Source organism: Streptomyces daghestanicus (assembly GCF_020521275.1).
Classification (GTDB): Bacteria; Actinomycetota; Actinomycetes; order Streptomycetales; family Streptomycetaceae; genus Streptomyces; species Streptomyces griseoviridis.
In genome coordinates, this window is sequence record NZ_BNDX01000008.1 from 456,734 (window position 1) to 475,845 (window position 19,112).

General features: G+C 66.6%; 6 protein-coding genes, 1 tRNA gene and 3 rRNA genes. 1 reads left to right on the top strand and 9 read right to left on the bottom strand.

Translation table 11 applies throughout. The annotated features are described in order from the left end of the window. Window positions 1-111: 111 nt before the first annotated feature. Entirely contained in the window at window positions 112-783 is a 672-nt protein-coding gene (locus Sdagh_RS11495; protein WP_190011112.1) for a response regulator, read from the bottom strand. A 343-nt stretch (window positions 784-1,126) separates the two neighbouring features. Continuing rightward, window positions 1,127-6,628: a HAMP domain-containing protein gene (locus Sdagh_RS11500; protein ID WP_190011111.1), complete on the bottom strand. Its 5,502-nt coding sequence runs from the start codon at window positions 6,626-6,628 to the stop codon at window positions 1,127-1,129. 394 nt (window positions 6,629-7,022) lie between these two features. Between Sdagh_RS11500 and Sdagh_RS11505 the strand changes: the two genes are divergently transcribed. Next, window positions 7,023-9,776, top strand: a complete 2,754-nt coding sequence (locus tag Sdagh_RS11505; protein WP_189420796.1) for a SpoIIE family protein phosphatase — start codon at window positions 7,023-7,025, stop codon at window positions 9,774-9,776. A 49-nt stretch (window positions 9,777-9,825) separates the two neighbouring features. Here Sdagh_RS11505 and Sdagh_RS11510 read toward each other — a convergent pair. From Sdagh_RS11510 to dapA, 7 genes are all read right to left on the bottom strand, one after another. After that, a tRNA-Thr gene (locus tag Sdagh_RS11510) sits at window positions 9,826-9,898 on the bottom strand. A 74-nt stretch (window positions 9,899-9,972) separates the two neighbouring features. Continuing rightward, entirely contained in the window at window positions 9,973-10,632 is a 660-nt protein-coding gene (locus tag Sdagh_RS11515; protein WP_190077976.1) for a DegT/DnrJ/EryC1/StrS family aminotransferase, read from the bottom strand. A gap of 115 nt (window positions 10,633-10,747) precedes the next feature. Next, window positions 10,748-10,864: ribosomal RNA gene (gene rrf / locus Sdagh_RS11520) — 5S ribosomal RNA — on the bottom strand. A 77-nt stretch (window positions 10,865-10,941) separates the two neighbouring features. Beyond that, a 23S ribosomal RNA gene (locus Sdagh_RS11525) occupies window positions 10,942-14,062 on the bottom strand. A gap of 281 nt (window positions 14,063-14,343) precedes the next feature. Beyond that, window positions 14,344-15,868: ribosomal RNA gene (locus Sdagh_RS11530) — 16S ribosomal RNA — on the bottom strand. The 16S, 23S and 5S rRNA genes sit together here, the layout of an rRNA operon. A gap of 487 nt (window positions 15,869-16,355) precedes the next feature. Next, complete coding sequence (locus Sdagh_RS11535) at window positions 16,356-18,041, bottom strand: ribonuclease J (protein ID WP_190012176.1); 1,686 nt, start codon at window positions 18,039-18,041, stop codon at window positions 16,356-16,358. Between the two features lie 138 nt (window positions 18,042-18,179). After that, on the bottom strand, window positions 18,180-19,079 hold the full coding sequence (dapA, locus tag Sdagh_RS11540; RefSeq protein WP_189424284.1) for a 4-hydroxy-tetrahydrodipicolinate synthase: 900 nt from the start codon (window positions 19,077-19,079) through the stop codon (window positions 18,180-18,182). Between the last annotated feature and the right edge of the window lie 33 nt (window positions 19,080-19,112).

The window sequence follows — 19,112 nt, forward strand, 5'->3', positions numbered from 1 at the left end:
TGTGCCTCTCGCTTCACCCGTTCGTGTCGCTCCCCCGACCACCCCGGAACTGACGCTTCCGCCTGGGGTGCTGACAGGCGCTCATGGCGGGCCGCAACCGCCGTACTGCGCTCAGTTGGCGGCGGTCTGCCCGCTCGAACCCGGCTCCAGCGCGTCCAGCGCCCGCCGCAGTCCGGTCAGCTTGCGCTCCAGGTGCGCCGCCGTGGCCACGGCGGCGGCGTCCGTGGACTCGTCGCCCAGCTGCTTGGAGAGCGCCTCGGCCTGCTCCTCGACGGCCGCGAGGCGCGCCGACAGCTCGGCGAGCAGCCCGGCCGGCTCGCTGGCCGCGCCGGCCGGCTTGCCGCCGGAGCCCTCCAACTGCAGGCGCAGCAGGGACGCCTGCTCGCGCAGCTGGCAGTTCTTCATGTACAGCTCGACGAAGACGGAGACCTTGGCGCGCAGCACCCACGGGTCGAACGGCTTGGAGATGTAGTCCACCGCACCGGCCGCGTACCCGCGGAAGGTGTGGTGCGGTCCGTGGTTGATCGCGGTGAGGAAGATGATCGGGATGTCCCGGGTCCGCTCCCGCCGCTTGATGTGCGCCGCGGTCTCGAAGCCGTCCATCCCCGGCATCTGGACGTCCAGCAGAATGACCGCGAAGTCGTCCGTGAGCAGTGCTTTGAGCGCTTCCTCCCCGGACGATGCCCGCACCAGCGTCTGATCGAGCGCCGAGAGGATCGCCTCCAGCGCCAGCAGATTCTCCGGCCGGTCATCGACCAGGAGGATCTTGGCCTTCTGCACCATGGCCCGCCCTCCTCGCCCCGGCGTGGGGCCTCCCCTGTCCGCAGGACTCGGGGTGGCACCGACCGGTGCCGCCCCCGGGGACGACTCCCTTGCGTCGCCCGTCCTTGTGCCGGTCATCGTAGCCGCACCCCGCCCGTCGCCACACCCTGTCACCGAGATGTCACTGTGCACGTAGCGGAAACGGGGCGTGGGACCAGAAGGTTCCCCGGATCCCGCGCCTCTACACGGCTTCGGGCACACTGCGTCAGCGACCGCGTGCGCGGCACGACCCGTCCCGCCACAACCGTCGGTACTACGTTCCCACGCCCGCCGGCACCGCCGCGCGGGCACCCCCTCCCCGCGGTCAGGCCCCGCGCATCCACTCCTGCATGACCGTCAGCAGATGGTCCGGATCGACCGGCTTGGTCACGTAGTCGGAGGCGCCGGACTCGATCGCCTTCTCCCGGTCGCCCTTCATCGCCTTGGCGGTCAACGCGACGATCGGCAGCCCGGCGAACTGGGGCATCCGGCGGATCGCCGTGGTGGTCGCGTACCCGTCCATCTCGGGCATCATGATGTCCATCAGCACCACGGCGACGTCCTCGTGCTGCTCCAGCACCTCGATGCCCTCGCGCCCGTTCTCGGCGTACAGCACGGACAGGCCGTGCTGCTCCAGGACGCTGGTCAGCGCGAAGACGTTGCGGATGTCGTCGTCGACGATCAGCACCTTCTCGCCGCCGAACCGGATGCCCCGCACCGACTGCGGCAGCGCCTCCGGCTCCATGGCCGGCCGGGTCTCCGGCGCCGCGTACCGCGCCCCGTCGTCGGCCGGCTCCGGCAGCGCCCGGCGCCGGCGCCGGAACAGCGCGGCGGGGCCGTTCTGCGTCTCCTGGTACGACTTCACCTCGGCGGGCGTCTCGACCGGCTGCTCCGGCTGCTCCTCGTCCCGCGCGGCGGCGGACACCAGGTCGCCGGCCTCCAGCGCGGCCGCCGGCTGCTGGTAGCCCTGCGGCGGCAGCTCGCTGAGGTGCAGCGGCAGGTACAGCGTGAACGTCGACCCGCGGCCGGGCTCGCTCTGCGCGTGGATTTCGCCGCCGAGCAGCTGGGCGATCTCCCGGGAGATCGACAGCCCGAGCCCGGTACCGCCGTACTTGCGGCTGGTGGTGCCGTCGGCCTGCTTGAACGCCTCGAAGATGACCCGCATCTTGCTGGCCGCGATGCCGATGCCGGTGTCGGTCACCGAGAAGGCGATCAGCGCTGCCCCCGGGTCGGTCAGCGAACCGGCCTCCAGGAGCTGCTCGCGGATGCGCTGCGGCACGTCGTCCCGGGCCGGCCGGATGACCAGCTCGACCGAGCCGGAGTCGGTGAACTTCACCGCGTTGGACAGCAGGTTGCGCAGCACCTGGAGCAGCCGCTGCTCGTCGGTGTGGAGCGTGGCGGGCAGCTCCGGCGAGACCCGCACCGACAGGTCGAGGCCCTTCTCGGCGGTCAGCGGCCGGAAGGTGGCCTCCACGTAGTCGACGAGCTGGACGAGCGCGATCCTGGTCGGCGAGACGTCCATCTTGCCCGCCTCGACCTTGGACAGGTCCAGGATGTCGTTGATCAGCTGGAGCAGGTCGGAGCCGGCCCCGTGGATGGTCTCGGCGAACTCGACCTGCTTCGGGGAGAGGTTCCCCTCGGCGTTGTCGGCGAGCAGCTTGGCGAGGATCAGCAGCGAGTTGAGCGGCGTACGCAGCTCATGGGACATGTTGGCCAGGAACTCGCTCTTGTAGCGCATCGACACCGCGAGCTGCTCGGCGCGCTCCTCCAGGACCTGCCGGGCCTCCTCGATCTCGGTGTTCTTCACCTCGATGTCACGATTCTGCTGGGCCAGCAGCTCGGCCTTTTCCTCCAGTTCGGCGTTGGACGCCTGGAGCGCCTTCTGCCGCTGCTCCAGCTCCTCCGACCGCTCACGCAGCTGCTCGGTCAGCTCCTGCGACTGCTTCAGCAGCACCTCGGTCTTGGTGTTGACCGAGATGGTGTTGACACTGGTGGCGATCATCTCGGCGATCTGGTTGAGGAAGTCCTTCTGGATCTGCGTGAACGGTGTGAACGACGCCAGCTCGATGACGCCGAGCACCTTGCCCTCGAACAGCACCGGCAGCACGATCACCTGCGCGGGCGGCGCCTCCCCGAGCCCCGAGGAGATCTTCAGGTAGCCGCTGGGCGCGTTCTCCACCAGGATGGTGCGCTTCTCCTGCGCGGCCGTTCCGACCAGCGCCTCCCCCGGCCGGAACGAGGTCGGCATCGACCCCATCGAGTACCCGTACGAGCCCAGCATCCGCAGCTCGTACTGGTCCTCCCGGGCGGCGGCGATCTCCTGGCCGTCGACCAGCGGCATGGCGAGGAAGAACGCGCCGTGCTGGGCGGAGACCACCGGCGTCAGCTCGCTCATGATCAGCGAGGCGACGTCCTGGAGGTCGCGCCGGCCCTGCATCAGGGCCGAGATGCGCGCCAGGTTGCCCTTGAGCCAGTCCTGCTCCTTGTTGGCGATCGTGGTGTCGCGCAGGTTGGCGATCATCTTGTTGATGTAGTCCTGGAGTTCGGAGATCTCCCCCGAGGCGTCCACGTCGATCTTCAGGTTCAGGTCGCCGCGGGTCACCGCGGTCGCCACCCGCGCGATGGCCCGCACCTGCCGGGTCAGGTTCCCGGCCATCTCGTTCACCGACTCGGTCAGGTCCCGCCAGGTGCCGTCGACGTCACGCACGCGTGCCTGCCCGCCGAGCTGCCCCTCGGTGCCCACCTCGCGCGCGACCCGGGTGACCTCCTCGGCGAACGAGGAGAGCTGGTCGACCATGGTGTTGATGGTCGTCTTCAGCTCCAGGATCTCGCCGCGCGCGTCGATGTCGATCTTCTTGGTCAGGTCGCCCTTGGCGATCGCCGTGGTCACCATGGCGATGTTGCGCACCTGCCCGGTCAGGTTGGACGCCATCTGGTTCACCGACTCGGTGAGGTCCTTCCAGGTGCCCGAGACGCCCGGTACGTGCGCCTGGCCGCCCAGGATGCCGTCGGTGCCCACCTCGCGGGCCACCTTGGTGACCTGGTCGGCGAAGGAACTCAGGGTCTTCACCATGGTGTTGAAGGTGTCGGCGAGCTGCGCGACCTCGCCGCGCGCCTCGATCGTCACCGTCCGCGTCAGATCGCCGTTGGCGACGGCGGCGGCCACCTGGGAGATGTTCCGCACCTGGACGGTCAGGTTCTTCGCCATCAGGTTGACGTTGCCGCTGAGGTCCTTCCAGATGCCCGTGACGCCGGGCACATGCGCCTGTCCGCCGAGGATGCCCTCGGTGCCCACCTCGCGGGCGACCCGCGTGACCTGCTCGGCGAAGGACGACAGCTGGTCCACCATCGTGTTGACGGTGGTGACGAGTTCGAGGATCTCGCCCTTGGCGTCGACGGTGATCTTCTTCGACAGGTCGCCCTTGGCGACGGCGGTGGTGACCTCGGCGATGTTGCGCACCTGGAGGGTCAGGTTGTTCGCCATGCCGTTCACCGACTGGGTGAGGTCCTTCCAGGTGCCGGAGACGCCCTGGACCTCGGCCTGTCCGCCGAGGATGCCCTCGGTGCCCACCTCGCGGGCGACGCGGGTGACCTCCTGGGCGAACGACGACAGCTGGTCCACCATCGTGTTCAGGGTGTTCTTCAGCTCCAGGATCTCCCCGCGCGCGTCCACGGTGATCTTCTGGGAGAGGTCGCCGCGGGCCACCGCCGTCGCCACCTGCGCGATGTTGCGCACCTGCGCGGTCAGGTTCCCCGCCATGCCGTTCACCGAGTCGGTCAGGTCGCGCCACACGCCGGCGACTCCGGGCACCTGGGCCTGCCCGCCGAGCCGGCCCTCCGTACCCACCTCGCGGGCCACCCGCGTGACCTGCTCCGCGAACGACGACAGCTGGTCCACCATCGTGTTGATGGTGTTCTTCAGCTCCAGGATCTCCCCGCGCGCGTCCACGTCGATCTTCTGCGACAGGTCACCGCGCGCCACGGCCGTCGTCACCTGGGCGATCTGCCGCACCTGGGAGGTGAGGTTCCCGGCCATGAAGTTGACCGAGTCGGTCAGCTCCTTCCAGGTCCCGGACACCCCGTCCACCCGCGCCTGACCGCCGAGCCGCCCCTCCGTGCCGACGTCCCGCGCCATCCGCGTCACCTGGTCGGCGAAGCTGGAGAGCTGGTCGACCATCGTGTTCACGGTGTTCTTCAGCTGGAGCATCTCGCCGGAGACGTCCACGGTGACCTTCTGCGACAGATCGCCGTTGGCCACCGCCGTCGTCACCTGGGCGATGTTGCGCACCTGCCCGGTGAGGTTGCGGAACGCGGTGTTCACCGAGTCGGTGAGGTCCTTCCACGTCCCCGCCGCGCCCGGCACCTGCGCCTGCCCGCCCAGCTCACCCTCGACACCGACCTCACGCGCCACGCGCGTCACCTCGGCACCGAAGGCGGAGAGCTGGTCGACCATGGTGTTGACGGTGTTCTTCAGCTCCAGCATCTCGCCGGCCACGTCCACGGTGACCTTCTGCGACAGATCGCCGTTGGCCACCGCCGTCGTCACCGCGGCGATGTCCCGCACCTGCGTGGTGAGGTTCCGGAAGACCGTGTTGACCGAGTCCGTCAGGTCCTTCCACGTCCCCGCCGCGCCCGGCACGTTCGCCTGCCCGCCGAGCTGCCCCTCGGCACCGACCTCGTTGGCCACCCGCGTGACCTCGTCCGCGAAGATCCGCAGCGTCTCGGTCATCTGGTTGATCGTCTCGGCGAGCTGCGCGACCTCGCCCCGCGCCGGCACGGTCACCTTCCGCGACAGGTCGCCGTTGGCGACGGCGGTCGTCACCTCGGCGATCCCGCGCACCTGCGCGGTCAGGTTCCCGGCCATCGTGTTGACGGAGTCGGTCAGCTCCTTCCAGACGCCGGCCACCCCGGGCACCCTGGCCTGCCCGCCCAGTTCGCCCTCGGTGCCGACCTCGCGCGCCACCCGCGTCACCTCCGACGAGAACGCCGAGAGCTGGTCGACCATCGTGTTGACGGTGTTCTTCAGCTCCAGCATCTCGCCGGCCACGTCCACGGTGACCTTGCGCGACAGATCGCCCTTGGCGACCGCCGTCGTCACCAGCGCGATGTCCCGCACCTGCGCGGTCAGCCGGTACGCCATCGTGTTGACGGAGTCCGTCAGGTCCTTCCAGGAACCCGACATCCCGCGCACCCGCGCCTGACCGCCCAGCTTGCCCTCGGTGCCCACCTCGCTGGCCACCCGCGTGACCTCGTCGGTGAACGTCGACAGCTGGTCGACCAGGTTGTTGACCGTCCGCCCGACCTTCAGGAACTCCCCGCGCAGCGGGTGCCCGGCCCCCTCCGGCGCCTGCGTCCGCAGCTCCATGCGGGGCGACAGATCGCCCTCGGCCACCGCCGTCAGCACCCGGCCGACCTCGGAGACGGGGCGCACGAGGTCGTCCACCAGCGCGTTGGAGTTGTCGATCGCGGTGGCCCACGACCCCTCGCACGCCCCCGTCTCCAGCCGCTCCGTGAGCTTTCCCTCACGTCCGACCATCCGCCGCACCCGCGCCAGCTCTCCCGTGAGATGCAGATTGCGGTCGGCCACCTCGTTGAAGACGGCGGCGATCTCCGCCATCACATCGTCCCCGGAGACCGTCAGGCGCCTGCGGAAGTTCCCGTCCCGCATGGTCACCAGCGCGGCCAGCAGCCGGTTCAGCGAGGCCGTGTCCACGACGGTGGTGCCCTGCCCCCTCCTGCCGTGGTTGCCCTGGTTGCCCGGGTTGTTCGGGACTTGTCCGCCTTTCGCGCGCGTCTTCGTGCCCCGCGTCGCTGCGCCAGACTCCACTGTGTCCCTCCCGCAGGGGTCGACCATTACCGCCGTGCCCGGGTACCACGTCCCGGCGTACCGGTTACTTCCTGGTATTTCCTGTACTGCCGCGCATTCCGGCCCGGTTCCCCGGGCTCCTTCCAGGGCTGCTGCCCACCCTGGGCTCCCGGCACTCGGCCCGCCGGAACCTCCACTGGAAGACTGCCCAGTGTTTCACCCGTACCGAACCAGGCCATAACAGTTCGGCAGCTTCGCACATCGTCCGCACACCCCCGGGGCGGAAACACCGCGGACCGGCATCCGCACGGGCGGCGAAGGTAAGTAACCTTGCATGCGGCTGTCCAGCCATGCCGGTCCCGTCCGGCCTGGGCGGTGGCACGAGACGAGCGGGCATCTGAGGGGCGGCCGACACATGACCACCGGACTGTTGCCGGGGGGACAGCCCCCGGAACCCCGGCCGAGGGACGACCTGCCGCGGCAGCGGCCGGAACCGGTCGACGGCGCGGTCCCGCACGGACAGAGAGGGTCGAGGAGTTCTGTGATCACCGCGCGTGCGGCCGCCAGCTTCGAGCCCGTCGGGCGATCGGTCGCGAGCGCCCGTTCCTTCGTCCGGGACACCCTCCAGGGCTGGGGCTACGCCGACATCGTCGACGACGCCGTGGTGCTGACCAGCGAGCTCGTCACCAACGCCGTGGTGCACGCCGGCACCTCCGCCGACGTGGTCTGCCTCCGCAGCGACGAGGGCGTACGCGTCGAGGTCGCCGACCACTACCCCGAACGTGAGGTTCCGCTCCAGTCCTCGCCGTCCGCCATGGGCAGCCCGGACCGCGAGGGCGGCCGCGGCCTCCAGCTCTGCGCGGCGCTGGCCGACCGCTGGGGTGTCGAGTACACGCCGACGCACAAGACCGTCTGGTTCCGCCTCACCCTCCCCGAGCGTCCCGTCGGCACCCGGGCCGCCGGGCCCGCCCTGCCGGCCGCGCTGCTGCCGCTCGCCGACGGCCGCGTCCGGGTCGCCGTCGTCCAGATCGACCGCTCGGGCACCCTCACGGCCTGGAACGAGGACGCGGAGGAGTTGTTCGGCTACCCGGCCGAGCAGGTCATCGGCAAGCCCCTGACCGACTTCGCCGCCTGGCCGCACACCCCGGGCACCAGCACCGGCATCGTCGAGGCCCTGCGCCTGTCCCGCTGGGAGGGCAGCTACGGCATCCGCGGCGCCCACGGCCGCGTCATCCCGGTCTACGCCTCCCATCTGCGGGTCCGCGACACCGGCGGGGAACCGTCCACGGTCTGCCTCCTCGTCCGCGACCATGAGCGCGCGGTGCTCCAGACCCCGTTGCGCGTCCCGGCCTCCGACGCCGGCACCTCCTCGGAGGGGCAGAGCACCGATCCCTTCGAGGTCTTCATCGGCTCCCCCGCCCCGGACGACCTCGACGGCCTCCTCCAGCGCACGGTCGAGCGGGCCCGCGACATGCTCGACGGCGACGCCGCGTTCCTGCTCCTCGCCACGGACGACGAGACGGAGCTGGAGGTCCGCGCCTCCACCGGCCTGCCCTCCGCCCGCCAGCGCTTCGCCCGGGTCCCCGTGGAGGCCGGACCCGGCCGCTACGGTTCGGCGCGCATGCCGGCCGTCCACGACGATCTGGCCGCCGTACCGGGCGCGGTCCCCCTGCTGGCCGGCACGGGCATGCGCTCGGTCGTCACCGTCCCGCTCAAGGTGGAGGGACGCCTCACCGGCTCCCTGGGTGTCGCCGCGGAGGCCGCGGGCCGTTACACCAACGAGGAGGCGTTGCGCCTTCAGTTCGCCGCCGACCGGATCGCCCTGGCCGTCGAGTCGGCCCGCCTCGGCGAGCTGGAGCGGCTGCGCCGCGGCTCGCTCAGCTTCCTGGTGGAGGCGTCCGACCTGCTCGCCGGCACTCTGGACCGGGACCAGACTCTCGCCCTGATGGCGCAGATGACGGTGCCGACGCTGGCCACCTGGTGCGCCGTCTACACCATCGCCGACCAGGCCTCGGAGCCGTATCTCTCCTACGTCCTGCACGAGGACGAGGAGCTGATCGACGGCATCAAGTCCCTCCTGTCGAAGGTCCCGCCGCCCGACCCGGTGCCGACCCCCGGCGCCCGCGTCTGGACCATCCCCGCGGAGAGCGCCCACCAGGCGGCGCTGCGCAGTTCCATGCGCAGCCTCGGCCTGAGCAGCACCCCCACCCGCCAGGTCACCCCGGGCATCGGCCCGACCCTCGCCACGGCCTCCGCGGTCGGCGGTGAGACGGTGGTGCTGCCCCTGGTCGCCCGTAACCGCGTCATCGGCATGCTGACCCTCGGCAAGCCCGCCGACGAGCACTTCCGCCAGGAGATCCTCGAACTGGCCGAGGACCTCTCCCGCCGCGCCGCCCTGGCCCTGGACAACGCCCGCCTCTACTCGGAGCGCACGGCCATCAGCCAGTCCCTCCAGCGCAGCCTGCTGCCCCCGGAACTGCCGCAGATCCAGGGCGTGGAGGTCGAGGTCATCTACCGCGCGGCGGGCGAGGGCAACGAGGTCGGCGGTGACTTCTACGACCTCTTCCCCATCCGCGACGGCGCGTACGGCTTCGCCATCGGCGACGTCTGCGGTACGGGCCCGAACGCGGCGGCGGTCACGGGCCTCGCCCGGCACGCCCTGCGTCTTCTGGCCCGCGAGGGCCTCAGCGGCCCGGCGGTCCTGGAGCGGCTCAACGCGGCCATCCTCGACGAAGGCGAGCGCAGCCGTTTCCTCACCCTCCTGTACGGCGAGATGCGCCCCTTGGCGGAGGGCGGGGCGGAACTCAAGGTGGTCTGCGCCGGCCATCCGCTCCCCCTGCGCCTCCGTCAGGACGGCACGGTCGAACCGGCGGCCGAACCGCAGCCCCTGCTCGGTGTCATGGACGACCTGGAGCTGTACGAGGAGACGGTCACCCTCGACCCGGGCGATGTCCTGCTCTGTGTCACGGACGGCGTCACCGAGCGCCGTGAGGGCTCGCGCATGCTGGGAGACGACGGTCTCGCCGATGTCCTCACCACGTGCACGGGGCTGACGGCCGGCGCGGTGGCGGCCCGCATCATGCGCGCGGTGGAGCGGTTCGCGTCGGACGCCCCGTCCGACGACATGGCCATTCTGGCGATGCGCGTCCCGGAACCGCACCACGACTGAGGCACGAGAAAGGCCCCGCCCGAGTGGGCGGGGCCTTTCTTTTTTTCGGAGCCCCCAAACGGAATCGAACCGTTGACCTTCTCCTTACCATGGAGACGCTCTGCCGACTGAGCTATAGGGGCCGGTCGCTTTACGAGGTTTCCCTCGCGGCAACGGAATAGATCATACCCCGAACACAGCCGTGCTCCCAACCACTTCAAAGGGCGGTCTGAAGCAGTCCGCCGAGGGCGTTGCACGCGGACACGATCCGCTGCATGTCCCGTTTGGTCAATGAGCCGTCGACGGGCAGGGCGAGCGTCTCGTCGGCGGCCCGTTCGGTCTCCGGCAGCGTCACGCAGCGCCGGAACTCGGGCAGCCGGTGCACGGGGGTCTTCACCGGTACCCGGCAGTCCACGCCCCGGCCGCGCAGGGCCCGAGCGAAGGCGTCCCGGTCGGGCCGCCCGTTCCCCAGGACCCGCACGACGTACTGCCCGTAGGTGTGCCCGTCCCCGCCGTCCGGTGTCCGCACTCCGCGCAGCCGCGCGTCGAGGTACGCCGCCCGCTGCCTGCGTCGCGCTATCTCGTCGTACGGCGCCGGCTCACCTTCCTGCAGCACCAGCAGCCCGTGCCGCTGCCCCAGCTCGTGCAGTCGTTCCAGGTCCGCGGTCCGTCCGAAGCGGTGTATGGCCACGACGGCCGCGGTCCGTGGCCCGACGGCGGCCGCGACGGCGGCCGGGTCGAGGCAGTAGGTGACCGGATCTATGTCGGCGAACACCGGCATCGCACCGGCGAGGGCGACGGCCTCGGCGACCTCGGTGTTCCCGAAGGCCGGCACCACGACCTCGTCACCGATTCCGACACCGGCGGCCCTGAGCATTGCTGCAGTACCCATGGCTGGATGGTGGTTGCGGAACGTGAACGCCAGGTGACAGACAACAAAAAAGGGTGGGACCCGGAACGAAAGTTCCGGGTCCCACCCTTTTATAAGAATTGTTCGGCGGTGTCCTACTCTCCCACAGGGTCCCCCCTGCAGTACCATCGGCGCTGAAAGGCTTAGCTTCCGGGTTCGGAATGTAACCGGGCGTTTCCCTAACGCTATGACCACCGAAACACTATGAAACAAACAACAACCAGCACTACATGGCTGTTCGTGGTTTCAGAACCAACACAGTGGACGCGAGCAACTGAGGACAAGCCCTCGGCCTATTAGTACCAGTCACCTCCACACCTCACGGTGCTTCCAGATCTGGCCTATCAACCCAGTCGTCTACTGGGAGCCTTAACCCCTCAAAGGGGGTGGGAGTCCTCATCTCGAAGCAGGCTTCCCGCTTAGATGCTTTCAGCGGTTATCCCTCCCGAACGTAGCCAACCAGCCATGCCCTTGGCAGAACAACTGGCACACCAGAGGTTCGTCCGTCCCGGTCCTCTCGTACTAGGGACAGCCCTTCTCAAGACTCCTACGCGCACAGCGGATAGGGACCGAACTGTCTCACGACGTTCTAAACCCAGCTCGCGTACCGCTTTAATGGGCGAACAGCCCAACCCTTGGGACCGACTCCAGCCCCAGGATGCGACGAGCCGACATCGAGGTGCCAAACCATCCCGTCGATATGGACTCTTGGGGAAGATCAGCCTGTTATCCCCGGGGTACCTTTTATCCGTTGAGCGACGGCGCTTCCACAAGCCACCGCCGGATCACTAGTCCCGACTTTCGTCCCTGCTCGACCCGTCGGTCTCACAGTCAAGCTCCCTTGTGCACTTACACTCAACACCTGATTACCAACCAGGCTGAGGGAACCTTTGGGCGCCTCCGTTACTCTTTAGGAGGCAACCGCCCCAGTTAAACTACCCATCAGACACTGTCCCTGATCCGGATCACGGACCCAGGTTAGACATCCAGCACGACCAGACTGGTATTTCAACGACGACTCCCCCTGAACTGGCGTCCAGAGTTCACAGTCTCCCAGCTATCCTACACAAGCCGAACCGAACACCAATATCAAACTGTAGTAAAGGTCCCGGGGTCTTTCCGTCCTGCTGCGCGAAACGAGCATCTTTACTCGTAGTGCAATTTCACCGGGCCTATGGTTGAGACAGTCGAGAAGTCGTTACGCCATTCGTGCAGGTCGGAACTTACCCGACAAGGAATTTCGCTACCTTAGGATGGTTATAGTTACCACCGCCGTTTACTGGCGCTTAAGTTCTCAGCTTCGCCCCACCGAAATGGAGCTAACCGGTCCCCTTAACGTTCCAGCACCGGGCAGGCGTCAGTCCGTATACATCGCCTTACGGCTTCGCACGGACCTGTGTTTTTAGTAAACAGTCGCTTCTCGCTGGTCTCTGCGGCCACACCCAGCTCAGACCGTAAAGATCATCACCAGACGTGGCCCCCCTTCTCCCGAAGTTACGGGGGCATTTTGCCGAGTTCCTTAACCATAGTTCACCCGAACGCCTCGGTATTCTCTACCTGACCACCTGAGTCGGTTTAGGGTACGGGCCGCCATGAAACTCGCTAGAGGCTTTTCTCGACAGCATAGGATCATCCACTTCACCACAATCGGCTCGGCATCAGGTCTCAGACTATTGCCAGGCGGATTTACCTACCTGACGTCCTACACCCTTACCCCGGGACAACCACCGCCCGGGATGGACTACCTTCCTGCGTCACCCCATCACTCACCTACTAACCGCTTGGGCCGGCGGCTCCACCACTTTCCATTCCCCGAAGGGTCCGGAACGGCTTCACGGCCTTAGCATCACGATGCTCGATGTTTGACGCTTCACAGCGGGTACCGGAATATCAACCGGTTATCCATCGACTACGCCTGTCGGCCTCGCCTTAGGTCCCGACTTACCCTGGGCAGATCAGCTTGACCCAGGAACCCTTAGTCAATCGGCGCACACGTTTCCCACGTGTGTATCGCTACTCATGCCTGCATTCTCACTCGTCAACCGTCCACAACTCGCTTACACGGCTGCTTCACCCGGCAGACGACGCTCCCCTACCCATCACAGCAGGCGTTGGCCCTATAGCTGCAATGACACGACTTCGGCGGTACGCTTGAGCCCCGCTACATTGTCGGCGCGGAATCACTAGACCAGTGAGCTATTACGCACTCTTTCAAGGGTGGCTGCTTCTAAGCCAACCTCCTGGTTGTCTCTGCGACTCCACATCCTTTCCCACTTAGCGTACGCTTAGGGGCCTTAGTCGATGCTCTGGGCTGTTTCCCTCTCGACCATGGAGCTTATCCCCCACAGTCTCACTGCCGCGCTCTCACTTACCGGCATTCGGAGTTTGGCTAAGGTCAGTAACCCGGTAGGGCCCATCGCCTATCCAGTGCTCTACCTCCGGCAAGAAACACACGACGCTGCACCTAAATGCATTTCGGGGAGAACCAGCTATCACGGAGTTTGATTGGCCTTTCACCCCTAACCACAGGTCATCCCCCAGGTTTTCAACCCTGGTGGGTTCGGTCCTCCACGAAGTCTTACCTCCGCTTCAACCTGCCCATGGCTAGATCACTCCGCTTCGGGTCTTGAGCGTGCTACTCAAACGCCCTGTTCGGACTCGCTTTCGCTACGGCTACCCCACCCGGGTTAACCTCGCAACACACCGCAAACTCGCAGGCTCATTCTTCAAAAGGCACGCAGTCACGAGGCAAGCACAAGTGCTCACCCGACGCTCCCACGGCTTGTAGGCACACGGTTTCAGGTACTATTTCACTCCGCTCCCGCGGTACTTTTCACCATTCCCTCACGGTACTATCCGCTATCGGTCACCAGGGAATATTTAGGCTTAGCGGGTGGTCCCGCCAGATTCACACGGGATTTCTCGGGCCCCGTGCTACTTGGGTGTCTCTCAAACGAGCCGCTGACGTTTCGACTACGGGGGTCTTACCCTCTACGCCGGACCTTTCGCATGTCCTTCGCCTACATCAACGGTTTCTGACTCGCCTCACAGCCGGCAGACTGTGAAAGAGAGATCCCACAACCCCGTATACGCAACCCCTGCCGGGTCTCACACGCATACGGTTTGGCCTCATCCGGTTTCGCTCGCCACTACTCCCGGAATCACGGTTGTTTTCTCTTCCTGCGGGTACTGAGATGTTTCACTTCCCCGCGTTCCCTCCACTTGCCCTATGTGTTCAGGCAAGGGTGACAGCCCATGACGACTGCCGGGTTTCCCCATTCGGACACCCCCGGATCAAAGCCTGGTTGACGACTCCCCGGGGCCTATCGTGGCCTCCCACGTCCTTCATCGGTTCCTGGTGCCAAGGCATCCACCGTGCGCCCTTAAAAACTTGGCCACAGATGCTCGCGTCCACTGTGCAGTTCTCAAACAACGACCAACCACCCACCACCCCGGGACAACATCCCGAGTTCACTGGGGCCGGCAACTGAAGGCGACCTCACGGCCGTACCCTCAGACACCCAACAGCGTGCCCGACACTCCCCGTCGACAAGACCCGCGTTCCACGCCGAAGCAGTACTAGCGCTCTCATCCAACTGAAGTGTGCCGAATAGTCAACGTTCCACCCATGAGCAACCGTGCAAGACATTTGCTTGCAGTCGGCCATGTGCTCCTTAGAAAGGAGGTGATCCAGCCGCACCTTCCGGTACGGCTACCTTGTTACGACTTCGTCCCAATCGCCAGTCCCACCTTCGACAGCTCCCTCCCACAAGGGGTTGGGCCACCGGCTTCGGGTGTTACCGACTTTCGTGACGTGACGGGCGGTGTGTACAAGGCCCGGGAACGTATTCACCGCAGCAATGCTGATCTGCGATTACTAGCGACTCCGACTTCATGGGGTCGAGTTGCAGACCCCAATCCGAACTGAGACCGGCTTTTTGAGATTCGCTCCACCTCACGGTATCGCAGCTCATTGTACCGGCCATTGTAGCACGTGTGCAGCCCAAGACATAAGGGGCATGATGACTTGACGTCGTCCCCACCTTCCTCCGAGTTGACCCCGGCGGTCTCCCGTGAGTCCCCAGCACCACAAGGGCCTGCTGGCAACACGGGACAAGGGTTGCGCTCGTTGCGGGACTTAACCCAACATCTCACGACACGAGCTGACGACAGCCATGCACCACCTGTACACCGACCACAAGGGGGACCCTGTCTCCAGGGTTTTCCGGTGTATGTCAAGCCTTGGTAAGGTTCTTCGCGTTGCGTCGAATTAAGCCACATGCTCCGCCGCTTGTGCGGGCCCCCGTCAATTCCTTTGAGTTTTAGCCTTGCGGCCGTACTCCCCAGGCGGGGCACTTAATGCGTTAGCTGCGGCACGGACAACGTGGAATGTTGCCCACACCTAGTGCCCACCGTTTACGGCGTGGACTACCAGGGTATCTAATCCTGTTCGCTCCCCACGCTTTCGCTCCTCAGCGTCAGTATCGGCCCAGAGATCCGCCTTCGCCACCGGTGTTCCTCCTGATATCTGCGCATTTCACCGCTACACCAGGAATTCCGATCTCCCCTACCGAACTCTAGCCTGCCCGTATCGACTGCAGACCCGGGGTTAAGCCCCGGGCTTTCACAACCGACGCGACAAGCCGCCTACGAGCTCTTTACGCCCAATAATTCCGGACAACGCTTGCGCCCTACGTATTACCGCGGCTGCTGGCACGTAGTTAGCCGGCGCTTCTTCTGCAGGTACCGTCACTCTCGCTTCTTCCCTGCTGAAAGAGGTTTACAACCCGAAGGCCGTCATCCCTCACGCGGCGTCGCTGCATCAGGCTTTCGCCCATTGTGCAATATTCCCCACTGCTGCCTCCCGTAGGAGTCTGGGCCGTGTCTCAGTCCCAGTGTGGCCGGTCGCCCTCTCAGGCCGGCTACCCGTCGTCGCCTTGGTGAGCCACTACCTCACCAACAAGCTGATAGGCCGCGGGCTCATCCTGCACCGCCGGAGCTTTCAACCCCTCCCCATGCGAGGAGAAGTATTATCCGGTATTAGACCCCGTTTCCAGGGCTTGTCCCAGAGTGCAGGGCAGATTGCCCACGTGTTACTCACCCGTTCGCCACTAATCCCCACCGAAGTGGTTCATCGTTCGACTTGCATGTGTTAAGCACGCCGCCAGCGTTCGTCCTGAGCCAGGATCAAACTCTCCGTGAATGCTTCAACAGCTCACGGGAGCGGAACAGCCGGAGGAATAATCCGACCGTTCACAGCGTCCTCGCTGTATTTTTCTTCAAAGGAACCTCGCCCCAGCAGAGCTGGAGACGGGGTATCAACATATCTGGCGTTGACTTTTGGCACGCTGTTGAGTTCTCAAGGAACGGACGCTTCCTTTGTACTCACCCGAGAGACTCTCTCAGGCTTTCCTCCGGGCGCTTCCCTTCGGTCTTGCGTTTCCGACTCTATCAGATCTTTCCGACCCGATTTCCTCGGTGCTTTCCAGGTTCCCGCTTCCGCGTTTCCCTTTCCGGCGGCTCCGACTTTATCAGAAGTTCTGAGTCGGAATTCCCGCTCCCCGGGCTCCGGACCGCGAGTGGGTCGGGTGCCCGCCTGAGCGGAGTCGTAAACGTACTGGAGCGGGGCGCCTCGATGCAAATCGAGGCGCCCCGCTCCTGGTTGGCGCGGACGGTCGTCCGACGGTCCGTCAGACCTCCACGACGACCGGGAGGATCATCGGGCGGCGCCGATAGGTGTCCGAGACCCACTTGCCGAGGGTGCGGCGGATCAGCTGCTGGAGCTGATGCGGTTCGACCACGCCGTCCTGGGCGGAGCGCTCCAGCACCTCGACGACCTTGGGCAGCACGTCCGCGAAGGCCGAGTCGTCGATGCCCGAACCGCGGGCCTGGACGTGCGGGCCCCCGGTGATCTTGCCGGTGGACGAGTCCATGACGACGAAGACCGAGATGATGCCCTCGTCGCCGAGGATGCGACGGTCCTTGAGCGCCGGCTCGCCGACCGCGCCGACGGACAGGCCGTCGACGTAGACGTATCCCGCCTGGACCTTGCCGGAGATCTTCGCCTTGCCGCCGACGAGGTCGACGGCGACACCGTCCTCGGCGATGACGATGCGGTCGTGCGGGACTCCGGTCAGGGCGCCCAGCTCGGCGTTGGCCCGCAGGTGGCGCCACTCTCCGTGGACCGGCATCAGGTTCTTCGGGCGGCAGATGTTGTAGAAGTACAGCAGCTCGCCGGCCGAGGCGTGGCCCGAGACGTGGACCTTGGCGTTGCCCTTGTGGACGACGTTGGCGCCCCAGCGGGTCAGGCCGTTGATCACGCGGTAGACCGCGTTCTCGTTCCCGGGGATGAGGGAGGAGGCCAGGATGACCGTGTCGCCCTGGACGATGCGGATCTGGTGGTCGCGGTTGGCCATGCGGGACAGCGCGGCCATCGGCTCGCCCTGGGAGCCCGTACAGACCAGGACCACCTCGTGGTCGGGGAGGTCGTCCAGGGTCCTGACGTCGACCACCAGGCCCGGCGGGACCTTCAGATAGCCGAGGTCGCGCGCGATGCCCATGTTGCGGACCATCGAGCGGCCGACGAAGGCGACCCGGCGGCCGTACTCGTGGGCCGCGTCCAGGATCTGCTGGATGCGGTGGACGTGGCTGGCGAAGCTGGCCACGATGATCCGCTTGCGGGCGTTCGCGAAGACGGTCCGCAGGACGTTCGAGATGTCCCGCTCGGGCGGGACGAACCCCGGGACCTCGGCGTTCGTGGAGTCCGCCAGGAGGAGATCGATGCCCTCCTCGCTGAGCCGGGCGAACGCGTGCAGGTCGGTGAGCCGGCCGTCCAGCGGGAGCTGGTCCATCTTGAAGTCGCCGGTGTGGACGGCCATGCCCGCAGGGGTGCGGATGGCCACGGCCAAGGCGTCGGGGATGGAGTGGTTGACGGCGACGAACTCGCAGTCGAAGGGGCCGATGCGCTCCCGGTGCCCCTCCGCCACCTGCAGGGTGTAGGGGCGGATGCGGTGCTCCTGGAGCTTGGCCTCGATGAGGGCCAGCGTCAGCTTGGAGCCGATCAGCGGGATGTCCGGCTTCTCGCGCAGGAGGTAGGGGACGCCGCCGATGTGGTCCTCGTGGCCATGGGTGAGGACGATGCCCTCGATGTCGTCGAGACGGTCCCGGATCGACGAGAAGTCGGGCAGGATCAGGTCGATCCCGGGCTGCTCCTCCTCGGGGAAGAGCACTCCGCAGTCGACGATCAGCAGACGGCCGCCGTACTCGAAGACCGTCATGTTGCGGCCGATCTCGCCGAGGCCGCCGAGCGGTGTGACCCGCAGGCCGCCTTCGGGAAGCGGCGGGGGCGAGCCCAGTTCAGGATGCGGATGACTCAAAAGACTCTCCTCACCACACGCGCCACGTACCGGTGGGGCACGTGGCGCGCATGACGTTCGTGCGGAAATGATGGTTGTTGTGGGACGCGGACACCGGTGGTCCGCTTGTTCAGTTGTGGGGTCTTGCGAAGTCTGTTGTCAGAGCTGTACCCCGCCGGCGGCGAGATCGAGCTTGAGCTGTTCCGTTTCCTCGGACGTCAGCTCGACCATGGGCGCGCGCAGCGGGCCCGCGGGCAGGCCCTGGAGGGCGAGGGCGGCCTTGGAGGTCATGACGCCCTGGGTGCGGAACATGCCGGTGAAGACCGGGAGCAGCTTCTGGTGGATCTCCAGCGCCTTCTGCACGTCGCCCGCGACATAGGCGTCGACCATGGAGCGCAGCTCGGGGGTGACGACATGGCCGACCACCGAGACGAAGCCGACCGCGCCGACCGAGAGCAGGGGGAGGTTGAGCATGTCGTCACCGGAATACCAGGCGAGCCCGGAGTGCGCGATGGCCCAGCTCGCGCGGCCGAGGTCGCCCTTGGCGTCCTTGTTCGCGACGATCCTCGGGTGCTCCGCGAGGCGGACGATGGTCTCCGTGTTAATCGGGACGCCGCTGCGGCCGGGGATGTCGTAGAGCATGACCGGCAGGCCGGCGGCGTCGGCGACCGCCTTGAAGTGCCGGTAGAGCCCCTCTTGCGGGGGCTTGTTGTAGTAGGGGGTGACGACGAGGAGGCCCGTGGCGCCGGCCTTCTCGGCGGCGTGGGTCAGCTCGATGCTGTGGTGGGTGTCGTTGGTGCCGACCCCGGCGACGACGTGGGCGCGGTCGCCGACCGCTTCCACGACGGCCCGCAGCAGGTCCGCCTTCTCCGCATCGCTGGTGGTGGGTGACTCGCCGGTGGTGCCGTTGACGATCAGGCCGTCGTTGCCTGCGTCCACCAGGTGGGCGGCGAGCCGCTGCGCGCCGTCGAGGTCGAGTGCGCCGTCCGCCGTGAAGGGCGTGACCATGGCGGTGAGGACCCGCCCGAAGGGGGTCTGCGGAGTGGAGGTCGGAGCCATGGGCTACACGCTACTCGTTGCTCGGAGCGGGGT